Raw genomic sequence first — 19,370 nt, 5'->3', positions numbered from 1 at the left:
CATAGACAAACTGGCAGCTTGAACCAGTGAGAGAAACCAGAGGATACGAGTGGCAACCACAAACGACATCAAGAACGGGACCGTACTGAAGCTCGAGGGCCAGCTCTGGAACATCATTGAGTTCCAGCACGTCAAGCCGGGCAAGGGCGGCGCCTTTGTTCGCACCAAGATGCGCAACGTCATGTCCGGCAAGGTGGTCGACAAGACCTTCAACGCCGGCCTGAAGATCGAAACCGCAACGGTTGACCGCCGCGACTACCAGTACCTGTACCAGGACGGCGAAGATTTCGTCTTCATGGACACCCAGGACTACGACCAGATCACCGTTTCCGGTGCCACTGTAGGCGACGCCACCAACTTCATGCTCGAGAACCAGATGGTCAACATTGCCATCCACGAGGGCACGCCGCTGTACATCGAATTGCCCCCGAGCGTTGTCCTCGAGATCACCTACACGGAGCCGGGCCTTCAGGGCGACCGCTCCTCGGCAGGCACCAAGCCCGCAACTGTGGAGACGGGCTACGAAATCCAGGTTCCGCTGTTCGTTGAGCAGGGCACCAAGGTCAAGGTAGACACCCGCGATGGCGGCTACTTGGGCCGGGTCAACGACTAGTGAGCGCACGCGGTAAAGCCCGTAGCAGGGCGCTCGAAGTACTTTTCGAGGCGGAGCAGCGCTCCGTTTCGGCTTTCGACGCGATGACAGCGCGCCGGGAGAAGACCGATCTTGTCATCAACCCCTACACGGTGGAAATCGTGGAGGGCGTTGTTTCCATGCAGGGGACCATCGATGAATTCCTGGAGACCTACGCCCAGGGCTGGACGTTGGAGCGTATGCCGTCCGTAGACCGCATCATCCTTCGTATCGGCGCTTGGGAACTTCTCTACAATGACGAAGTTCCTGACGGCGTAGCTGTCAGCGAAGCTGTGGCCCTTGCCAAGACAATGTCCACCGACGAGTCACCAGCCTTCATCAACGGGCTGCTTGGCCGCTTGCAGAAGCTCAAGCCGTCACTTCTCGCTTAGGCATTCATGAGAAAAAGGACCCGCATCCACAGGATGCGGGTCCTTTTTGTATTACCAGCAGGTCCGGTGCGCTACTGAAGCACGGCCGCCCTGAGGGAGGGGATGCTGCGCAGGTGCTCCAGTTCGTCGTGCTGGTGAACGTGGACGTCCCGGCCGCTGAGGATCCGCTGCCGGGTAAACGCCAGTGCCGTGGCCCCCTTGATGAACGACTTCATCTGGTTGCCGCGACCGCGCGACGACGCCCAACGGACAGCCTGCCGCCGGCCTCGTGACGTGGCCAGCATCTCCACTTCTGCTGGCGTGAACCAGCCTGCCCGGGCATACTCGAGAAGCCGCTGGCGGGTGATTTTTCCTTCGGCAACGCGGAGAAGGATGATGCCTGCAGCAGCGATCAGGAAGATCGGCACCTGGACCACGAAGTACTCCACCAGGAAGTTCTGCCCCATGCTGTTCCAGCGGTTGTGCAGGAACATCGCGGGCAGCAAACCGACGAAGAAGGCCAGCACGGCATAGCCCGAGTGCCATTTCCGGGCTGCGAAGCCCATGATCAGTCCGGTGGTCCCCGTGAACACCGCGTGGGCGAATGGCGACATGACGCCACGGAGGATGAAAATTCGGACCAAGTCGGTGCCCGGGTCGGCGGAGGAGGCTATTTCGCGGCCAAAGTAGAGGATGTTCTCAGTGAAGGCGAAGCCGGCGGCGATGGTGAAGGCGAAGACGACACCGTCCACAGGTCCGTCAAAGTACTTACGGGCAGCCAGGATCAGGACCAGCAACCCCAGTGACTTGGTGAACTCTTCCACGATGGGGGCCTGGACCGTGGCCATGAAGTAGGTGAAAGCTTCTTCGCTGGAGGTTGGTGCGGCGAGTGCGAACACCGGCTGGATGAGCAGCGTCCCGGCAATGGAAACCGCGGCACCCCATGTGAAAGCGAACCACAGGAGCCTCTTTGGCTCGGGCTCCCAGCGATCGATCAGGCGTACTGTCAACAGCACCACGGACAGCGGAACAAGGGAGGCGATGAAGCCGACCACGAAACCGGTAATGCCCGTATTGCCCAACAGGAACGGCACCACCAGCAGCAGGCTGCCGAAGACCAGTACGGTTCCCACAATGAGTAACGGAAGCATGCCCCAGGACCTGCGACCTGGCGGCGCCGGCGGCATGGCCCAGGTTTGGCGGGGGAGGGACGTCGGATTACCCGGAGCCGGTTGATAGTTCCCCGGCTGGACGCGGCCGATCCAAGTGGGATTGGCGCCAGGTTCCAGATAGGGCCGCGGATACGGTTGGCCGTGGTGGTTCATGGTCATGGGCACGAGCCTATTCCACACTGCGAAGTGTGAGCTTAAACTCACGCATCACTACCGCCCCCGGTGAGGTGGGAAAGGGGTGCTGTGGTAGCTTTGAAAAGCAAATATTCCTTTTTTAATTCCGTCCCGTGAGGCGGGGAAAGGGGAGACGAGCGATGACTGAAGTCACTTCAGCGCACGTGCCGTCGCGGGTTGTTCTCAATCAGGCGGACATTGACCGTGCGCTCACTCGTATCGCCCACGAGATCCTCGAAGCCAATAAGGGCTCCAAGGACCTGGTCCTGTTGGGCATTCCCAGCCGCGGCTATCCTTTGGCAGTGCGGCTTGCCAACAAGATTGCAGCGGCCGACCCCACAGTGAACGCCGAGACGATGGTCGGCCAGCTGGATGTCACCATGTTCCGTGACGACCTCTCCCACCAGCCCACGCGGCCCCCACGCCACACACGGCTTCCGTTGTCCGGGATCGACAACAAGGTTGTTGTCCTGATCGACGACGTCCTTTATTCGGGCCGGACCATTCGCGCCGCGTTGGATGCTTTGGTTGACCTTGGCCGTCCGCGGATAGTCCGCTTGGCTGTGCTGGTGGACCGGGGCCACCGCGAGCTTCCCATCCGTGCAGACCACGTGGGCAAGAACCTGCCCACTTCCTCATCTGAAAAGGTCCGGGTCCACCTCGAGGAGATCGACTCCGTGGACGGCGTGCCCGTCAACGAAGTAGTTATAGAGGCCGGCAAGTGAAGCACCTCCTTTCCACCGAAAACCTCAGTCTTTTCGACGCCATTCGTGTTCTGGACACGGCTGAGGAAATGTCCGCCGTCGGCGAGCGTGAAGTAAAGAAACTACCGGCACTGCGCGGCCGTACCGTAGTCAACCTTTTCTTCGAGGACTCCACCCGTACCCGTATATCCTTCGAGGCCGCGGCCAAACGCCTGTCAGCCGATGTCATCAACTTCGCCGCCAAGGGGTCCTCGGTTTCCAAAGGGGAGTCCCTGAAGGACACGGCGCAGACCCTCGCAGCCATGGGTGCGGATGCCGTCGTCATCCGCCACTGGGCTTCCGGGGCGCCACACCGGCTCGCTGCCACTGACTGGATTGACGCAGCTGTTATCAACGCCGGCGATGGCACCCACGAGCATCCAACCCAGGCGCTGCTGGACGCGTTCACCATGCGTCGGCACTGGTCGCAGGTCAACGGCACCGAGTCCACGGGAGCAGACCTGAAGGGCATGCGGGTAGCAATCGCCGGGGATGTCCTGCACTCCCGTGTCGCCCGGTCCAACGTCTGGCTGCTGAAGACCCTTGGCGCTGAGGTCACCCTGGTGGCACCGCCCACGCTGCTGCCCATCGGCGTCGAGCACTGGCCTTGCAAGGTCAGCTACAACCTGGACGAGACGCTGGAGGCCGGCATCGACGCCATGATGATGCTGCGTGTGCAGGGCGAGCGCATGAACGCGTCGTTCTTCCCCTCGACCCGCGAGTACTCGCGCCGCTGGGGTTTCGACGACGCCAGGCTCCGAGCACTGGACGATCTCGGCATGAAGGACACCATCATCATGCATCCCGGCCCCATGAACCGGGGGTTGGAAATATCTTCGGCAGCCGCGGATTCGCCGCGTTCCACTGTGCTCGCACAGGTGCGGAACGGTGTCTCAGTCCGTATGGCCGCCCTTTACCTGCTGCTCTCCGGGGACTCCCGTGAAGCCGCCCCGACCGTAAGCCAGTCCAGCAAGGAGACCAACTGATGGCCGAGAACACCTACCTGATTCGTGGGGCCGCCATCCTCGGCGGCGAAGCTGAAGATCTCTTGATCCGTGACGGCGTCATTGAAGCACGCGGCAAGGACTTGTCAGCCGACGACGCAACAGTCATCGACGCCCAAGGCCTCATTGCCTTGCCTGGCATGGTGGACGTTCACACCCACTTGCGCGAACCCGGCCGCGAAGACGCCGAAACGGTGGAAACCGGTACCCGGGCCGCTGCGCTGGGTGGCTTCACTGCGGTCCACGCCATGGCCAACAGCAACCCCGCGGCAGACACCGCGGGCGTCGTGGAGCAGGTTCACAGCCTGGGCCGGGCGTCCGGCTGGGTGGATGTGCGTCCTGTCGGTGCCGTGACCGTGGGCTTGGCGGGGGAGCAGCTCGCCGAGCTGGGGGCCATGGCGGATTCGCGTGCCCAGGTCAGGATGTTCTCCGACGACGGCATCTGCGTCCACGATCCCGTCATCATGCGCCGGGCCTTGGAATACGTCAAAGCGTTCGACGGCGTGGTGGCCCAGCATGCGCAGGAGCCGCGCCTAACCGCTGGCGCACAGATGAACGAAGGTGCTGTTTCCGCGGTGCTGGGACTCACCGGCTGGCCGGCTGTCGCCGAGGAAAGCATCATTGCCCGCGATGTCCTGCTTGCCCAGCATGTTGGTTCCCGTCTCCACGTATGCCACGTCTCCACGGCAGGTTCCGTGGAAATCGTGCGTTGGGCAAAGGCGCGTGGAATCAATGTCACTGCCGAGGTCACCCCTCACCACCTGCTCCTCACCGATGAGCTGGTCCGTAGCTACGACCCCGTCTACAAGGTCAACCCGCCGCTCCGTACCGACGCCGACGTTCAAGCCCTCCGTGAGGGCTTGGCGGACGGCACCATCGACGTCGTGGGAACCGATCACGCCCCGCATCCCAGCGAGCACAAGGAATGCGAATGGGCGCAGGCAGCAATGGGAATGACCGGCCTTGAAACCGCCTTGTCCGTGGTCCAGGAGACTATGATCGAAACCGGCCTCATGACCTGGGCCGACTTCGCCAGGGTTACCTCGTTCGCGCCGGCAGTCATCGGCCGGGTGGCTGATCAGGGCCGACCGCTGGAGATTGGCGAGCCCGCCAATGTCATCCTGGTGGACCCGGCTGCGCGTTGGACCGTTGACCCCCATAAAATGGCAACCATGGGCCGCAATTCACCGTTCAAGGGCAAAGAGCTGCCCGGATCCGTGGTGGCTACTTTCTTCAAGGGTCACCCAACCGTCCTCGACGGCCAGCTCAACACGCCGTACAGGTACCCGGCAGTCAGCAGCAACTAATGGACAACCAAACACTGACCGTGCTCATCACGGTGCCGCTGATCGTCGTCGTCCTGGCGATGATCTGGCTGGGATGGCGGAACCGGCTGAGGCGACAAGCCGACGTCGAACGCCTTCCCGGGGTGCCGGAGCAGCTGACGCCGGCAACGGTGGTCGCGGACGGCCAATACGTTGCCACCACCACAGCGGGCGACTGGCTGGACCGGATCGCAGTGCAGGGCCTGGGTATCCGGACGAATGCGGAACTGAGCATCCACGCAGAAGGCGTGCTGTTCGACCGATCCGGTGCCGCCCCTGTGTTCATCCCGCGAGCCGCCCTGGTGGACAGCCGCGAAGCCAACGGTATGGCCGGGAAATTCGTCGAAAAGGACGGACTCCTGGTCGTCAACTGGAAGCTTGGTGACCGGGAACTCGACACCGGATTCCGTTCCAGGCACGCAACCGACAAGCAGCTCCTCCTCGAAGCCCTCCAAGAATTGATCTCCGCAGCCCCTCAGGCAGATGCCGATAGTGGAAAGTAATAAAGTGACGGATAGTAAAGCAGCCACCACACCCACCCCCTCAGCAGCAGTACTCGTGCTCGAAGACGGCCGCATGTTCCGCGGCCGCAGCTACGGAGCCCAGGGAACCGCTCTTGGTGAGGCCGTCTTCGCCACCGGCATGACCGGCTACCAGGAGACCATCACCGACCCCTCCTATGCGCGTCAGCTGGTGGTCCAGACTGCGCCGCACATCGGCAACACCGGCGTCAACAGCGAAGACGCTGAGTCACGCCGCATCTGGGTGGCTGGGTACATTGTGCGCGACGCCGCCCGCCGCCCCTCAAACTGGCGGTCCGAACGAAGCCTCGATGATGAACTGGTGGAGCAGGGGATCGTTGGCATCCAGGGCGTGGACACCCGCGCCATCACCCGCCACCTCCGCGAGCACAAGACAATGCGCGCAGGTATTTTTTCCGGCGAGGCCGCGCAGGCCACCGACAAGGAACTGCTGGACGCTGTCCTGGCCAGTGCGCCCATGGAAGGCGCAGCGCTGGCTGAGGAAGTCTCCATTGACGAGGCCTACGTCGTGGAGCCCAAGGACCACGGCTGGGAAGGCGAGCCGCGCTTCTCCATCGCTGCCGTTGACCTTGGCATCAAGGCAATGACTCCGGTGCGCTTCGCTGAGCGCGGCGTGCGCGTGCACGTCTTGCCGGCCACGTCCACCCTGGAGGACGTCAACGCGGTCAAGCCTGACGGCTTCTTCATGTCCAACGGACCCGGCGACCCCGCTACGGCCGACCACCAGGTTTCCCTGCTGCGCTCGGTGCTGGATGAGAAACTCCCGTACTTCGGCATCTGCTTCGGTAACCAGATCCTGGGCCGTGCCCTGGGCTTCGGCACCTACAAGCTCCGTTACGGCCACCGGGGCATCAACCAGCCGGTGATGGACCGCCGGACCGGCAAGGTGGAAATCACGTCGCAGAACCACGGCTTCGCCGTTGACGCGCCGCTGAACGGCTCCACCGTGGCGCCGGAAGAGCGCTTCGGTCGCGTTGAAGTCAGCCACGTTTCGTTGAACGACGACGTCGTTGAAGGACTCGCCTGCCTCGACATCCCTGCGTTCTCGGTCCAGTACCACCCCGAAGCGGCGGCCGGACCGCACGATGCTGCCTACCTCTTCGACCGCTTCATCGACCTCATGGCCGATACCAAGTCCAAGGCCACAGGCGCCAACTCCACCGAATCCAAGACTGAGGACAAGAAGTAATGCCCAAGCGTACAGATCTCAAGAGCGTCCTTGTCATCGGTTCCGGCCCCATCGTCATTGGCCAGGCGGCCGAGTTCGACTACTCCGGTACCCAGGCACTTCGCGTCCTCAAGGAGGAGGGCCTGCGGGTCATCCTCGTAAACTCCAACCCGGCCACCATCATGACGGACCCCGAGTTCGCCGATGCCACCTACGTTGAGCCCATCACGCCTGAGGTGGTGGAGAAGATCATCGCCAAGGAGCGTCCGGACGCCATCCTGCCCACCCTGGGTGGCCAGACGGCCCTGAACACTGCCATCGCATTGGACAAGAACGGTGTGCTGGAGAAGTACAACGTGGAACTCATTGGCGCGAACATTGCTGCCATTGAGCTCGGGGAAGACCGTGAGAAGTTCAAGGGTGTGGTGGAGCGTTGTGGCGCGGAGTCCGCACGCAGCCACATCATCCACACCATGGAAGAGGCCTTCGCTGCTGCTGAGGATCTGGGCTACCCCATGGTGGTCCGGCCGTCCTTCACCATGGGTGGCCTGGGCTCAGGCTTGGCTTACAACGAGGACGACCTCCGCCGCATCGTCGGCCAGGGCCTCCAGTACAGCCCCACCACCGAGGTCCTGCTCGAAGAGAGCATTCTCGGCTGGAAAGAGTACGAGCTGGAGATGATGCGCGACAAGAACGATAACGTCGTTGTTGTCTGCTCCATCGAGAACTTCGACCCCGTGGGCGTCCACACGGGTGACTCCATCACGGTTGCACCGGCACTGACCCTCACAGACCGCGAGTACCAGAAGCTCCGCGACGTCTCCATCGCCGTCATCCGCGAAGTGGGCGTGGATACCGGTGGCTGCAACATCCAGTTCGCCATCGACCCCGCCACGGGCCGCGTAGTTGTCATTGAAATGAACCCGCGCGTATCCCGTTCCTCCGCGCTGGCCTCCAAGGCAACGGGCTTCGCAATTGCCAAGATCGCAACCAAGCTCTCCCTCGGTTACACACTGGACGAGATCCCGAACGACATCACCCAGAAGACGCCGGCCTCCTTTGAGCCCACGTTGGACTACGTAGTGGTCAAGGTTCCGCGTTTCGCCTTCGAGAAGTTCCCGGCAGCCGACAACACGCTGACCACCACCATGAAGTCCGTTGGCGAAGCCATGGCCATGGGCCGCAACTTCACCGAAGCCCTGCAGAAGGCACTTCGCTCCTTGGAGCAGAAGGGCTCGCAGCTGGACTTCAGCTCCGTGCCGGAGTACGAGGTTGCCGAGCTCATCGAGAAGGCCAAGCGCCCCACGACGGACCGCCTGCACCAAGTGCAGCGCGCACTCCTGGGTGGTGCCACGGTGGAAGACCTTTTTGAAGCCACCAAGATCGACCCCTGGTTCCTGGACCAGCTGCAGCTTCTCAACGAGACCGCGCAGGAGATCCGCAAGGCCGGCGTGCTCACCGAGGAAATGCTGCGCAACGCCAAGCGCCATGGCTTCTCCGACGAGCAGATCGGTGCCTTGACGCACAACAACGAGGCAGTGGTCCGTGGCGTCCGCCAGGCCTTGGGCATTCGTCCGGTCTACAAGACGGTGGACACCTGCGCCGCTGAGTTTGCCGCTTACACCCCGTACCACTACTCGTCCTACGACGAGGAGGATGAGGTAGGCCTGCACGCGAAGCCCTCCGTCATCATCCTTGGCTCGGGGCCCAACCGCATCGGCCAGGGCATCGAGTTCGACTACTCCTGCGTCCACGCCTCCATGGCGCTGCGCAAGGCCGGCTACGAGACCGTCATGGTCAACTGCAACCCCGAGACCGTGTCCACCGACTACGACGTTTCCACGCGCCTTTATTTCGAGCCGCTGACCCTTGAAGACGTCCTCGAGGTCATCGCCGCTGAAGAGCGCACCGGTGGCGTCATGGGTGTCTTCGTGCAGCTCGGTGGCCAGACTCCGTTGAAGCTGGCACAGCAGCTCGCCGACGCCGGTGTTCCGATCCTTGGCACGTCGCCGGAAGCGATCGACCTCGCCGAGCACCGCGGTGCCTTTGCCCGCGTCCTTGACGAAGCCGGCTTGACTTCCCCGAAGAACGGCACCGCCGTTTCCTTCGAGGACGCCAAGAAGATCGCCGACGAAATCGGCTACCCGGTACTGGTCCGCCCGTCTTACGTCCTGGGCGGCCGTGGCATGGAGATCGTGTACGACGAAGCAAACCTCTCCCGCTACATCGCCAATGCCACGGAAATTACCCCGGACCACCCGGTGCTGATTGACCGGTTCCTCGAAGACGCGGTCGAAATCGACGTCGACGCGCTCTTTGACGGCACTGACATGTACCTCGGCGGCATCATGGAACACATCGAAGAAGCCGGCATCCACTCCGGTGACTCCGCTTGCGTGCTTCCTCCGATTACCCTGGGCAATAACGTGATCGAGCGCGTGCGCACGGCAACCCGTGCCATTGCCGAAGGCGTGGGTGTCCGCGGCCTCATCAACATCCAGTTCGCGTTGGCCTCCGACGTCCTGTACGTCCTTGAAGCCAATCCGCGTGCTTCCCGCACGGTTCCGTTCGTCTCCAAGGCAACGGGTGTGCAGATGGCCAAGGCGGCAGCCCTCATCGGCACGGGGGTGACCATCAACCAGCTCCGCGGCGCCTACAAGATGCTGCCGGAGTCCGGTGACGGCTCCACCCTGCCCCTGGACGCCCCGGTTGCCGTCAAGGAAGCGGTCCTTCCGTTCAGCCGCTTCCGTACACCTGAAGGCAAGGTCGTCGATTCCCTGCTGGGCCCGGAAATGCGCTCCACCGGTGAAGTCATGGGCATCGATAAGCACTTCGACACCGCCTTCGCCAAGAGCCAGGCCGCGGCCAACAACGCGTTGCCCACCGAAGGCAAGATCTTCGTCTCGGTAGCCAACCGTGACAAGCGTTCGGTAATCATGGGCGTCAAGCGCCTCTCGGACCTCGGCTTCGAGATCGTCTCCACCGGTGGCACGGCTGACGTCCTGCGTCGCAACGGCATCCAGGCGACTCCGGTCCGCAAGGTTGCCGAAGGCAGCAGCGCAGAAGGCGAAGGCACCATTGCGGACCTGGTTATTGCAGGCGAGATCGACATGGTCTTCAACACGCCCTCCGGTGGCGAAGCCCGCAGCGACGGATACGAACTTCGTGCCGCGGCAACGTCCATCGGCATTCCCTGCATCACCACCGTTGCCGAGTTCAACGCCGCAGTGCAGGCCATTGAGGCGCTGCGCACCTACGAATGGTCCGTGACCAGCCTGCAGGAGCACGCTGCCAACTTGGCAGCAGCAGTGGAAGCAGCCAATGCCTGAGTCTGCTTCACCAGAGCAAGGGCAGCAGCCGGTCCGGGAGTCTTTTGGCTCCCGGCTGGCTGCCGCCATGGCCTCGCGCGGTCCGCTGTGCGTTGGAATCGATCCGCACCCGCAGCTCTTGGCTGAATGGGGATTGAACGACGACGCCGCGGGACTGGAACGCTTTTCGCTGACAGTGGTGGAGGCCGTGGCTTCCCTCGCTGCCGCGGTCAAGCCGCAGGTGGCACTTTATGAGCGTCACGGCTCCGCCGGCATGGCAGTCCTGGAGCGCACCCTGGCTGCCTCCACGGAGGCAGGTGTGCTCAGCATCGCCGATGCCAAGCGCGGGGACATCGGCTCCACCATGGCGGCGTATGCGGATGCCTGGTTGCGGGATGGTTCGTCCTTGGCTGCGGACTCCGTGACACTGAGCCCCTACCTTGGCTTTGAGTCGCTGCGCCCCGCTTTGGACCTTGCTGCGCAATACGGCAGGGGAGTGTTTGTACTTGCACTGACCTCGAACCCTGAAGGCAAGTCGGTCCAGCATGTCGGCGGAGCCGACTCGGTGGCGCGCAGGATCGTGGCCGCGGCTGCGGCCGAGAACCAGCGGTACGCGGGCTCCCTTGGTTCTGTTGGCTTGGTTGTTGGAGCCACTATCGGTTCCGCGCTTGAGGATCTGGACATCCACCTCGGCCCTGTCCGCGGGCCGATCCTGGCTCCTGGTCTTGGTGCGCAGGGGGCCACTCCGGCCGATCTTCGAGCGACGTTCGGCGTTGCCTACCCCACTGTCCTGGCGACCTCCAGCCGGGGGATCCTGGCCGCTGGTCCGTCCCTGGCCGGCCTTCGTGCCGCAACGGAAGGGACGCTGTCCGGGCTTCGCTCAGAGTAAGTTTCCTACCCTCATTGCGCAACGCGGCCCCTGCCGGTAGGTTCAGGATCAGTCCGCGTGATCTGGATCACAATTGCGATCTGACAGGGGTTTGGCAGTGGGCCTTAAAGAGCTGACACCGCAGGAGCGTTCCGATGCGCTTGAAAAGGCTGCCAAGGCGCGGGCCGTGCGTGCCGCTGCCAAGGAAAAGCTCAAGCGCGGCGAAGTGAGTGTCGCGGAGCTGATTTCTTCCGGTTCAACGGACGAAGCGATTGCGCGCATGCGGGTGGTGGAGTTGCTGGAGGCCCTGCCGGGCATTGGGCCCGTCAGGGCTGCCGGGATCATGGCGGAGATTGGTATCGCAGGATCCCGGCGCATCAAGGGCCTGGGAATTCATCAGGCCCGGGCGCTGGTAGATTTTATGGATACCCAGCAAAGCGTTTGACGCATCTCCCCGAAGGAATCCGTGAGCAAGAAACCCGGACTGACTGTCCTTGCAGGCCCCACTGCCGTTGGCAAGGGAACCGTATCCACCTATATCAGGGACAACTATCCAGAGGTTTGGCTCTCGGTCTCGGCAACCACCCGGGCTGCGCGTCCAGGCGAAAAGGACGGCGTTCACTACTTCTTCAAGTCCGCCGAGGAGTTCGACTCCCTGGTAGCTGAGGGTGAATTGCTCGAGTGGGCTGTGGTCCACGGGCAGAACCGCTATGGGACGCTTCGCAGTACCGTTGACGCCGCCATCGCCGACGGCAAATCAGTGTTGCTGGAGATCGACCTCCAGGGTGCGCGACAAGTCAAAGCTGCCGTCCCGGACGCGAATTTTGTGTTCCTGGCACCGCCCAGCTGGGACGAAATGGTCCGTCGCTTGGTGGGGCGCGGCACCGAAACTCCTGAGGAACAGCAGCGCAGGCTGGAAACCGCTAAACTGGAACTTGCTGCTGAACCGGAGTTTGACCACACCGTCATCAATGACGACGTTCGCCGGGCAGCGGACGAGCTTGTTTCACTCATGGGGCTTACCCCGCACCAGCGCTAAGCGCTTGCATTTGTTGGCCCGCTAAAATTTGGAGAATTCGTGTCCACGAACCTTGAAGGCATCATCAACCCGCCGATCGATTCGCTGCTTGAGGCTGCTGATTCCAAGTATGGCCTGGTCATCTTCGGCGCCAAGCGCGCCCGCCAGATCAATGCCTACTACGCACAGTTGCACGAGGGCCTGTTCGAGTACGTCGGCCCGCTGGTTGACACCAAGCTGAACGAGAAGTCGCTGTCCATCGCACTCCGCGAGATCAACGAAGGCCTTCTGGTTTCCACGCCGATCGAGCCCACCGAATAACAAAGACTGCCTGTTGACGGAGGTCACGTGCGCATAGTCCTCGGAGTCGGGGGAGGGATCGCAGCCTACAAGGTTGCATCGCTCCTCCGGCTTTTTACTGAAGCCGGTCACAAGGTGACGGTCATCCCCACCGAAGCCGCAACCCGATTCGTCGGAGTGGCCACGTGGGAAGCCCTCTCCGGCAACCCCGTAAGCAATAGCGTCTTCGACGACGTTGATAAGGTCAACCATGTCCGTCTGGGGCATGAGGCTGACCTGATCGTGGTTGCTCCCGCTACGGCCGACCTCCTGGCCAAGGCAGCAACCGGACAAGCGGGAGACCTCCTCACCAACACGCTCCTTATGGCCCATGGGCCGGTTCTGTTTGCTCCTGCGATGCACACGGAAATGTGGCAGCATGCCGCAACCCAGGCAAACGTGGAGACCCTGCGCAGCCGTGGCGTCACAGTGCTAGAACCTGCCTCGGGTCGCCTTACGGGTGCTGACTCAGGTCCCGGCCGTTTGCCCGAGCCCGAAGCGATCTTTGCTGCTGCCATGGCGCTGGCCGAGGCCTCGGTGGATGGTGCAGCGAAGGCCGAACCTGCCGCGCACGCATCCTTGGCAGGCCGTACCGTCACCGTTTCCGCAGGCGGGACCAGGGAAGCGTTGGATCCCGTCCGCTTCCTGGGTAACCGATCTTCTGGAAAACAGGGGGTTGCTCTGGCTGCTGCGGCCCTGGCTGCCGGTGCAACTGTGAGGTTCCTCGCAGCGCACATGGACGTCGAGCCGCCTGCCGGCGTCGAGCTTGTCCGCGTCGAATCAGCCTTGGAGCTACGCGACGCGGCGCTGAAAGCGGCGGTGGACTCCGACGTCGTCATTATGGCCGCTGCCGTGGCTGACTTCCGTCCGGCAGAGGTTTCGGACACCAAGATCAAGAAGGTCGACGGCGAGGATGCCCCTGTTGTGCGGTTGATCCGCAATCCGGACATCCTGCATGAGCTCGTGGAACGCCGCAACGCCGGGGGCGGCCAGCAGCTGATTGTTGGTTTCGCGGCCGAAACGGGCGACGCCCAGGGCGATGTCCTGGAGCATGCAACGGCCAAGCTCAAGCGAAAGGGCTGCGACCTCCTGGTGGTTAATCAGGTGGGGATTGGCCGGGTGTTCGGCCAGGATGACAATTCCGTGGTGATCCTTTCCGGCCACGGTGCCGAACCTCAGTCGGCTGCCGGTTCCAAAGCCGACGTCGCCGCTGCCGTGATTGATCGGGTGGGCGCCGAGCTCACAAGGGTCTTCCCGGCTATGTAATTGAGCCCACACCCGAATTCTTAGCAAAGGGACATACGGCAAAGACCGCCGTCCCACAACCCAGTAAGGTGGACGAGTGACTTTACCGCTGCACCATGAACACCATGGCACCCCGTCCAAGCTCCGGCTCTTCACCTCCGAGTCGGTCACTGAAGGGCACCCGGACAAGATCTGCGACCAAATCAGCGATGCCATCCTGGATGCGCTGCTCGCCGCTGATCCTGAATCCCGCGTGGCCGTTGAAACCATGGCCACCACCGGCCTGGTGCACGTGGCGGGTGAGGTCACTACCGACGCTTACGTGGAAATTCCGCAGATTGTCCGCGAGACGATCCTTGGGATTGGATACGACTCGTCCGCCAACGGCTTCGACGGTGCCCGCTGTGGTGTGTCCGTTTCAATAGGCCAGCAGTCCAACGACATCGCTGGTGGCGTGTTCAACTCACTCGAGGCCCGTGAAGGCCGCCAGGAGGACGACTACGACCTCCAGGGTGCAGGCGATCAGGGCATCATGTTCGGCTACGCCAGCGATGAGACGGCGTCCTATATGCCCACTCCCATCTGGCTGGCCCACCGTTTGTCTGAACGCCTCACCGAAGTCCGCAAGAACGGCGAGCTGGCTTACCTCCGCCCGGATGGCAAGACCCAGGTCACCGTAGGGTACGACCGCGACCGGCCGGTTTCGGTGGAAACTGTGGTCATCTCCAGTCAGCACGCAGAAGAAGCAAGCCTTGAGCAGCTTCGTGCAGACCTTGCCAGCTACGTGATCGACCCCGTGATGTCGGCGTCCAACCTGGACATTGCCCGCACGGCGAACATCCTCAATCCTGCAGGCGCCTTCGTCATCGGCGGCCCGGTAGGCGATGCAGGCCTCACAGGCCGCAAGATCATCGTGGACACCTACGGCGGATTCTCCCGCCACGGCGGTGGCGCCTTCTCCGGCAAGGATCCGTCCAAGGTGGACCGCTCCGCCGCCTACGCCATGCGCTGGGTTGCCAAGAATGTGGTGGCCGCTGGACTGGCCAAGCGCGCCGAGATTCAGATTGCCTACGCAATCGGCCAGGCACGCCCTGTTGGAACATATGTTGAGACCTTCGGCACCGAAACTGTTGATCCGGCGCGCATCAGCGAAGCAATCGACGAACTGTTCGACCTCCGTCCCCGCGCCATCATTGATGCCCTTGACCTCAAGCGGCCCATTTACACCAAGACGGCGGCCCACGGTCACTTCGGTCGCGACGAGCCCGACTTCACGTGGGAACGCCTGGACCGGGTGGCAGACCTGAAGGAATACTTCAACGCCTGACCTGTTTTGTCGTTGGCCCCTGTTTTTGTCGGTGGCCCGTGATTGGCTGGTGCCAGAGAGATGCCCGCAGCGGGTCGATCCCGCTGTGGGCATCCTGCGTTGAGGTGTGTAGAAGCGTTCCATGGGAATCAGCTTGTGCAATGACTGGGAGGTGACGAGCATGACAGGACACGAGGCCCAACAGTCCTTGCTTCAGCCTTCGCTGCTGCAGGGATTTCCCGATCGGGCACCGGTCAACGGACCGCCTCTGGCCGCGAAGGATCCGGTGGCCCGTGTGGTACTGGAGTCATCCGTGCCGCACCTCGACAGGCCCTTTGACTACAGTGTTCCCGCTGACCTCGCCGAAACGGCGGTCCCCGGCGTCCGCGTGAAAGTTAAGTTCAACGGCCAGGAACTGAATGGTTACATTGCTGAGCGCCGCGCGGATTCCGACGCGGCCCATCCGCTAACTCAGCTGCATAAGCTGGTTTCCCCCGTAGCGGTCCTGACTCCAGCCATTATGGGGCTTGCCGGGACTGTCGCCGCCCGTTATGCCGGAACACTGAGCGATGTCCTTAGAACGGCTGTTCCTCCACGGGTGGCGAAGGTGGAGAAGGAACTGCTGGCCGGAGATTTTGAGTCTGACGTAGTGGACCTGAAGCCGGCCACGGATGCCCATGCCTGGGCTTCGTACGCGAACGGGGCCGCTTACCTGCAGCACTTGGCCAGCGGAGGTTCGCCCAAAGCTGTCCTCACGGCTCTTCAGGGCTTTGGCCCTGATGGTTGGCCGGCTCTCGTGGCGTCTGCCGTGGCTACTGTGCGGGCCTCCGGGCGCGGAGCCGTAGTAGTGGTGCCGGACTATCGGGATCTTGAGCAGTTGGAGGCTGCACTGGCCAAGGTCCTGCCGACGTCGGACGTTGCCCGACTAACGGCGGATGATGGCCAAACGCCCCGTTACAGGAATTTCCTGCGACTTCTGAGCGGCGCCGCGGGCGTTGCCATCGGCACGCGTTCGGCGGCGTACGCTCCTGTTCGCGATCTTGGCTTGGTGGTGTGCTGGGACGACGGCGACGACCTCCACATCGAGCAAAGGGCTCCCTATGCACACAGCAGGGAGGTCCTTCTGCTTCGGGCCGAGCAGGAGAATGCCGCCTGCCTCATGGCGTCCCATAGCCGCAGCACCGAACTCCAGCGCCTTGTTGAAAGGCAATGGGCGGTGCCCATTGAAGCGCCGCGCACTACTGTCCGAGCCACCGTGCCCAGAGTCCTCAACACAGCTGACAGTTTCGAGCAAGAACGTGATCCGCTGGCCCGCATTGCCCGTTTGCCCGGCGCAGCATGGCGGGCGGCCAAGGAAGGCCTGGAACGCGGGCCGGTCCTGGTTCAGGTGGCCAGGGCCGGTTACGCCCCGTCCTTGGTGTGTGAGACGTGCCGGGAACTAGCGCGCTGCAACGCCTGCCAGGGCCCCTTGGCCGTGTCCAGCAGTTCCGCGATGCCGGCATGCCGGTGGTGCTCCTCCCCCGCTCCTCAATGGCGTTGCGCCCACTGCAGCGGGACAAAGCTGCGCCGTGGAGCGGCTGGAGTCATGCGTACTGCCGAGGAACTGGGACGGGCCTTCCCCGGCAAGGCCGTGGTGACGTCCTCCGGCGAACACATTAAGGCAACAGTCCCGGATGCACCCGCACTGGTAGTCGCTACGGTGGGTGCCGAGCCGGTTGCACCACACGGTTACGCGGCTGCCCTGCTGTTGGACGGCAACTCGCTGCTCCGGCGGGAGAACCTGCGGGCGGGGGAGGACACTGTTCGCCGGTGGTTCAATGCCGCCTCCCTCGTGAAGCCGGCCAGCCAAGGTGGGCTGGTGGTGATTACTGCGGACGACACCGCGGCGACGGGAGCACTGTTGCGGTGGGATGCTTCCGGCTACGCATCACGCGAACTGACGCTTCGGAAGGAGCTGCAGCTGCCCCCGGCGGTCAGGGTGGCTTCCGTGACCGGCGCAAGGGCCGACGTCGTGCATTTCAGTGACGCGCTGGAAGCCAACGCCGAGCTGGCGTCGGCACCGAAACTTCGCAAAGCCGGACCTGCGCCGGTGCAGCTATTCGGAGGAGCCCAGTCGTCAGCAGATGAGAGCGATGCGGAGGTCAGGACGCTCTACTTCATTCCCTACGCTGACGCTGCGACCGCCACCCGTGCCATGCGGGCCGTGAAGGTAGCAAATGCCGCCAAGCGTACCGCTGGCCCTGTGCAATTGCGCTTGGACGGCGTAGACGTCCTCTAGGTCCCTGGTTCATTCACCGGATCAGACGTTCCGGGGTTCTCTATATCCTCAAGTATCTGCAGGCCGCGCTTCGCCCATGCGATTTCCTGCTCGGCATGGGCGAGCTGACCTTCATAGGCGAAGACCTTAAAGCGGACAATATGCTCTCGTTCCTCTTCGGAGTACAGGGCGAGGCGCCGGGCAAGCGTGGGATGGGTGCGCTGCTCGAGAGCTTGGATCATGTACAGAGTTTGGAGGCGTTGTTCGTCGTAGTGGGCTATATGGGCTCGCAGCTGCGCAGCCGCCACGCCGGACGGTGCCCACTCGAAGTAAGCGGCCCTGAGGCGGGCAGGGTCCCGGTCCCGGACGTAAGTGAGCGGCTGATTCTGCCACTCGATCAGAGCCGTCTCGCCTGCTGGCGCGAGGGCATATTCCGTTTTTGTCGCTCCGCGGGTGCCCCACGGCACAGGCCTGCTGGAGAGTAAGCCCTCGGCGTGCATCCTACGCAGCTCCGGGTAGATCTGGGAGTCGGGGGCGTGCCAGACGTGGCCCACGGAGGAGCTGAACTGCTTGACCAAGTCGTAGCCCGTCAGCGGGCCTGAGGACAGCAGTGCCAGCAGAGCTGAGCGAAGGGTCACACGCGCTCCTTTCAGGACGGCAATTACAGCTTAGCTCCAGAAGAGCTTTGCAAACCACTATCGAGATAGATAGTATGTGTCTCACGTCACCAAATAGCTATGTTGATAGTTATTTTCTGCCCTCCGGCCCGCTCAAAGATGAGGACCGCTTCATGACTGTCTCTGCAACAAAGACCACATCCACCGCCAAGCTCCTGCCCTCTCCGCTCAACGCATGGTTCGTGGCGGGGTGGGATCATGAGATTTCCGCCAAGGGGATTCTGGCCCGCACCATTGCGGGCCGCCCGCTGGCCCTCTACCGAACCGAGGACGGCCGCGCTGTCGCATTGGCCGACGCCTGCTGGCACCGTCTTGCCCCGCTGTCCCAAGGTAAGCTCGTGGGCCGCGACGAGATCCAGTGCCCGTACCACGGGCTGCGTTACAACGCTGCTGGCCGTTGCACCTCGATGCCCGCGCAGGAAACCCTCAATCCTTCAGCCACGGTGCCCTCTTTCCCTGTGGTGGAGCGGTACCGCTATGTGTGGGTTTGGCTCGGTGACCCTACGAAGGCCGACCCGGGCGTGTTGCCGGACATGCACCAGTTGGAGAGCTCCGAGTGGGCGGGAGACGGCGAGACCATCCACGCCCCGTGCAACTACCAGTTGGTCCTCGACAACCTTATGGACCTCACCCACGAGGAGTTCGTGCACAGCTCCTCGATCGGGCAAGAGGAACTGTCCGAGTCCGAGTTCGAGGTGACCCACGACGAGGCATCCGTCACTGTCACCCGCTGGATGCGCAACATTGATGCGCCGCCGTTTTGGCTAAAGAACATGCGGGACAAGTTCCCGGACTTCGAGGGAAAGGTGGACCGCTGGCAGATCATCCATTACTACTTCCCGTCCACCATCTGCATCGACGTCGGAGTCGCCGCGGCCGGGACCGGAGCTCCCGAGGGCGATCGCTCCCGCGGGGTGAACGGCTACGTGATGAACACCATCACGCCGGAGACTGAACGTTCCTGCCACTACTTCTGGGCGTTCATGCGCAACTACCGGTTGGAGAGCCAGCTCATCACCACGCAGCTGCGCAACGGCGTGCACGGGGTCTTCGGCGAAGACGAGGCCATGCTTCTTGCGCAGCAGGCGGCCATCGACGCCAACCCCGACTACGAGTTCTACAACCTCAACATCGACATGGGCGGGATGTGGGTGCGCCGGCTCCTCGAGCGTGCGCTCGAAGCCGAGGGTCGCCTCGCAACCCTGCCGGGCAGCTGAGCAGG

Annotated in this window: 18 protein-coding genes; 16 read left to right on the top strand and 2 right to left on the bottom strand. The window is 62.9% G+C overall.

The annotated features are described in order from the left end of the window. The first annotated feature begins 49 nt into the window (after positions 1–49). Positions 50–613, top strand: a complete 564-nt coding sequence (efp, locus tag AC6CH8_RS09600; RefSeq protein WP_024816828.1) for an elongation factor P — start codon at positions 50–52, stop codon at positions 611–613. Next, positions 613–1,023 (top strand): transcription antitermination factor NusB, encoded by a 411-nt coding sequence (gene nusB, locus AC6CH8_RS09595; protein WP_420178200.1) that lies wholly within the window; start codon positions 613–615, stop codon positions 1,021–1,023. The genes efp and nusB overlap by 1 nt, the downstream gene beginning before the upstream one ends. Positions 1,024–1,094: 71 nt before the next feature. On the opposite strand, the gene AC6CH8_RS09590 is transcribed toward nusB, so the two are convergent. Then, the gene (locus tag AC6CH8_RS09590) at positions 1,095–2,378 is read right to left on the bottom strand and encodes a PrsW family intramembrane metalloprotease (RefSeq protein WP_179016525.1); all 1,284 of its coding nucleotides are present in this window, start codon (positions 2,376–2,378) and stop codon (positions 1,095–1,097) included. Between the two features lie 110 nt (positions 2,379–2,488). Here AC6CH8_RS09590 and pyrR point away from each other — a divergent pair, with 110 nt between their 5' ends. From pyrR to AC6CH8_RS09525, 13 genes are all read left to right on the top strand, one after another. Then, positions 2,489–3,073 carry a bifunctional pyr operon transcriptional regulator/uracil phosphoribosyltransferase PyrR gene (pyrR, locus tag AC6CH8_RS09585; protein ID WP_091467815.1) on the top strand — a complete coding sequence of 195 codons (585 nt, stop codon included), beginning with the start codon at positions 2,489–2,491 and terminating at the stop codon, positions 3,071–3,073. After that, positions 3,070–4,077 carry an aspartate carbamoyltransferase catalytic subunit gene (locus AC6CH8_RS09580; RefSeq protein ID WP_498190165.1) on the top strand — a complete coding sequence of 336 codons (1,008 nt, stop codon included), beginning with the start codon at positions 3,070–3,072 and terminating at the stop codon, positions 4,075–4,077. The genes pyrR and AC6CH8_RS09580 overlap by 4 nt, the downstream gene beginning before the upstream one ends. Beyond that, positions 4,077–5,402, top strand: a complete 1,326-nt coding sequence (locus AC6CH8_RS09575; RefSeq protein WP_498190164.1) for a dihydroorotase — start codon at positions 4,077–4,079, stop codon at positions 5,400–5,402. Before AC6CH8_RS09580 ends, AC6CH8_RS09575 begins: the two co-directional genes overlap by 1 nt. Next, positions 5,402–5,923, top strand: a complete 522-nt coding sequence (locus AC6CH8_RS09570; RefSeq protein ID WP_091467810.1) for a PH-like domain-containing protein — start codon at positions 5,402–5,404, stop codon at positions 5,921–5,923. Before AC6CH8_RS09575 ends, AC6CH8_RS09570 begins: the two co-directional genes overlap by 1 nt. Then, a complete protein-coding gene (gene carA, locus AC6CH8_RS09565; RefSeq protein WP_429329987.1) occupies positions 5,904–7,151 on the top strand; it encodes a glutamine-hydrolyzing carbamoyl-phosphate synthase small subunit in 1,248 nt (415 codons plus the stop codon). The genes AC6CH8_RS09570 and carA overlap by 20 nt, the downstream gene beginning before the upstream one ends. Then, positions 7,151–10,459, top strand: coding sequence for a carbamoyl-phosphate synthase large subunit (carB, locus tag AC6CH8_RS09560; RefSeq protein ID WP_091467807.1), 3,309 nt, complete (start codon positions 7,151–7,153; stop codon positions 10,457–10,459). The genes carA and carB overlap by 1 nt, the downstream gene beginning before the upstream one ends. Then, a complete protein-coding gene (gene pyrF / locus AC6CH8_RS09555) occupies positions 10,452–11,327 on the top strand; it encodes an orotidine-5'-phosphate decarboxylase (RefSeq protein WP_498190163.1) in 876 nt (291 codons plus the stop codon). The genes carB and pyrF overlap by 8 nt, the downstream gene beginning before the upstream one ends. A gap of 97 nt (positions 11,328–11,424) precedes the next feature. After that, positions 11,425–11,751, top strand: coding sequence for an integration host factor, actinobacterial type (mihF, locus tag AC6CH8_RS09550; RefSeq protein WP_091467803.1), 327 nt, complete (start codon positions 11,425–11,427; stop codon positions 11,749–11,751). A gap of 21 nt (positions 11,752–11,772) precedes the next feature. Next, positions 11,773–12,345 (top strand): guanylate kinase, encoded by a 573-nt coding sequence (gene gmk, locus AC6CH8_RS09545; RefSeq protein WP_011774946.1) that lies wholly within the window; start codon positions 11,773–11,775, stop codon positions 12,343–12,345. Positions 12,346–12,384: 39 nt separating this feature from the next. Beyond that, the gene (gene rpoZ / locus AC6CH8_RS09540) at positions 12,385–12,645 is read left to right on the top strand and encodes a DNA-directed RNA polymerase subunit omega (RefSeq protein ID WP_011774945.1); all 261 of its coding nucleotides are present in this window, start codon (positions 12,385–12,387) and stop codon (positions 12,643–12,645) included. Positions 12,646–12,672: 27 nt separating this feature from the next. Then, positions 12,673–13,929, top strand: coding sequence for a bifunctional phosphopantothenoylcysteine decarboxylase/phosphopantothenate--cysteine ligase CoaBC (gene coaBC / locus AC6CH8_RS09535; protein WP_420178194.1), 1,257 nt, complete (start codon positions 12,673–12,675; stop codon positions 13,927–13,929). Positions 13,930–14,005: 76 nt separating this feature from the next. Next, positions 14,006–15,235, top strand: a complete 1,230-nt coding sequence (gene metK, locus AC6CH8_RS09530) for a methionine adenosyltransferase (RefSeq protein ID WP_498190160.1) — start codon at positions 14,006–14,008, stop codon at positions 15,233–15,235. A 160-nt stretch (positions 15,236–15,395) separates the two neighbouring features. Further along, positions 15,396–17,492 (top strand): primosomal protein N', encoded by a 2,097-nt coding sequence (locus AC6CH8_RS09525; protein ID WP_498190158.1) that lies wholly within the window; start codon positions 15,396–15,398, stop codon positions 17,490–17,492. Here AC6CH8_RS09525 and AC6CH8_RS09520 read toward each other — a convergent pair. Then, entirely contained in the window at positions 17,489–18,109 is a 621-nt protein-coding gene (locus tag AC6CH8_RS09520) for a PadR family transcriptional regulator (protein WP_498190156.1), read from the bottom strand. The two genes, AC6CH8_RS09525 and AC6CH8_RS09520, sit on opposite strands and share 4 nt — an antisense overlap. Before the next feature lie 152 nt (positions 18,110–18,261). On the opposite strand from AC6CH8_RS09520, the gene AC6CH8_RS09515 reads away from it, so the two are divergent. Beyond that, entirely contained in the window at positions 18,262–19,365 is a 1,104-nt protein-coding gene (locus AC6CH8_RS09515; RefSeq protein WP_498190154.1) for an aromatic ring-hydroxylating oxygenase subunit alpha, read from the top strand. The last annotated feature ends 5 nt before the right edge of the window (positions 19,366–19,370 follow it).

The organism is Paenarthrobacter sp. GQ52, from assembly GCF_059759005.1.
Note: the sequence above shows the minus strand (reverse complement) of the source record. Positions and strands in the feature narration are given on the sequence as shown.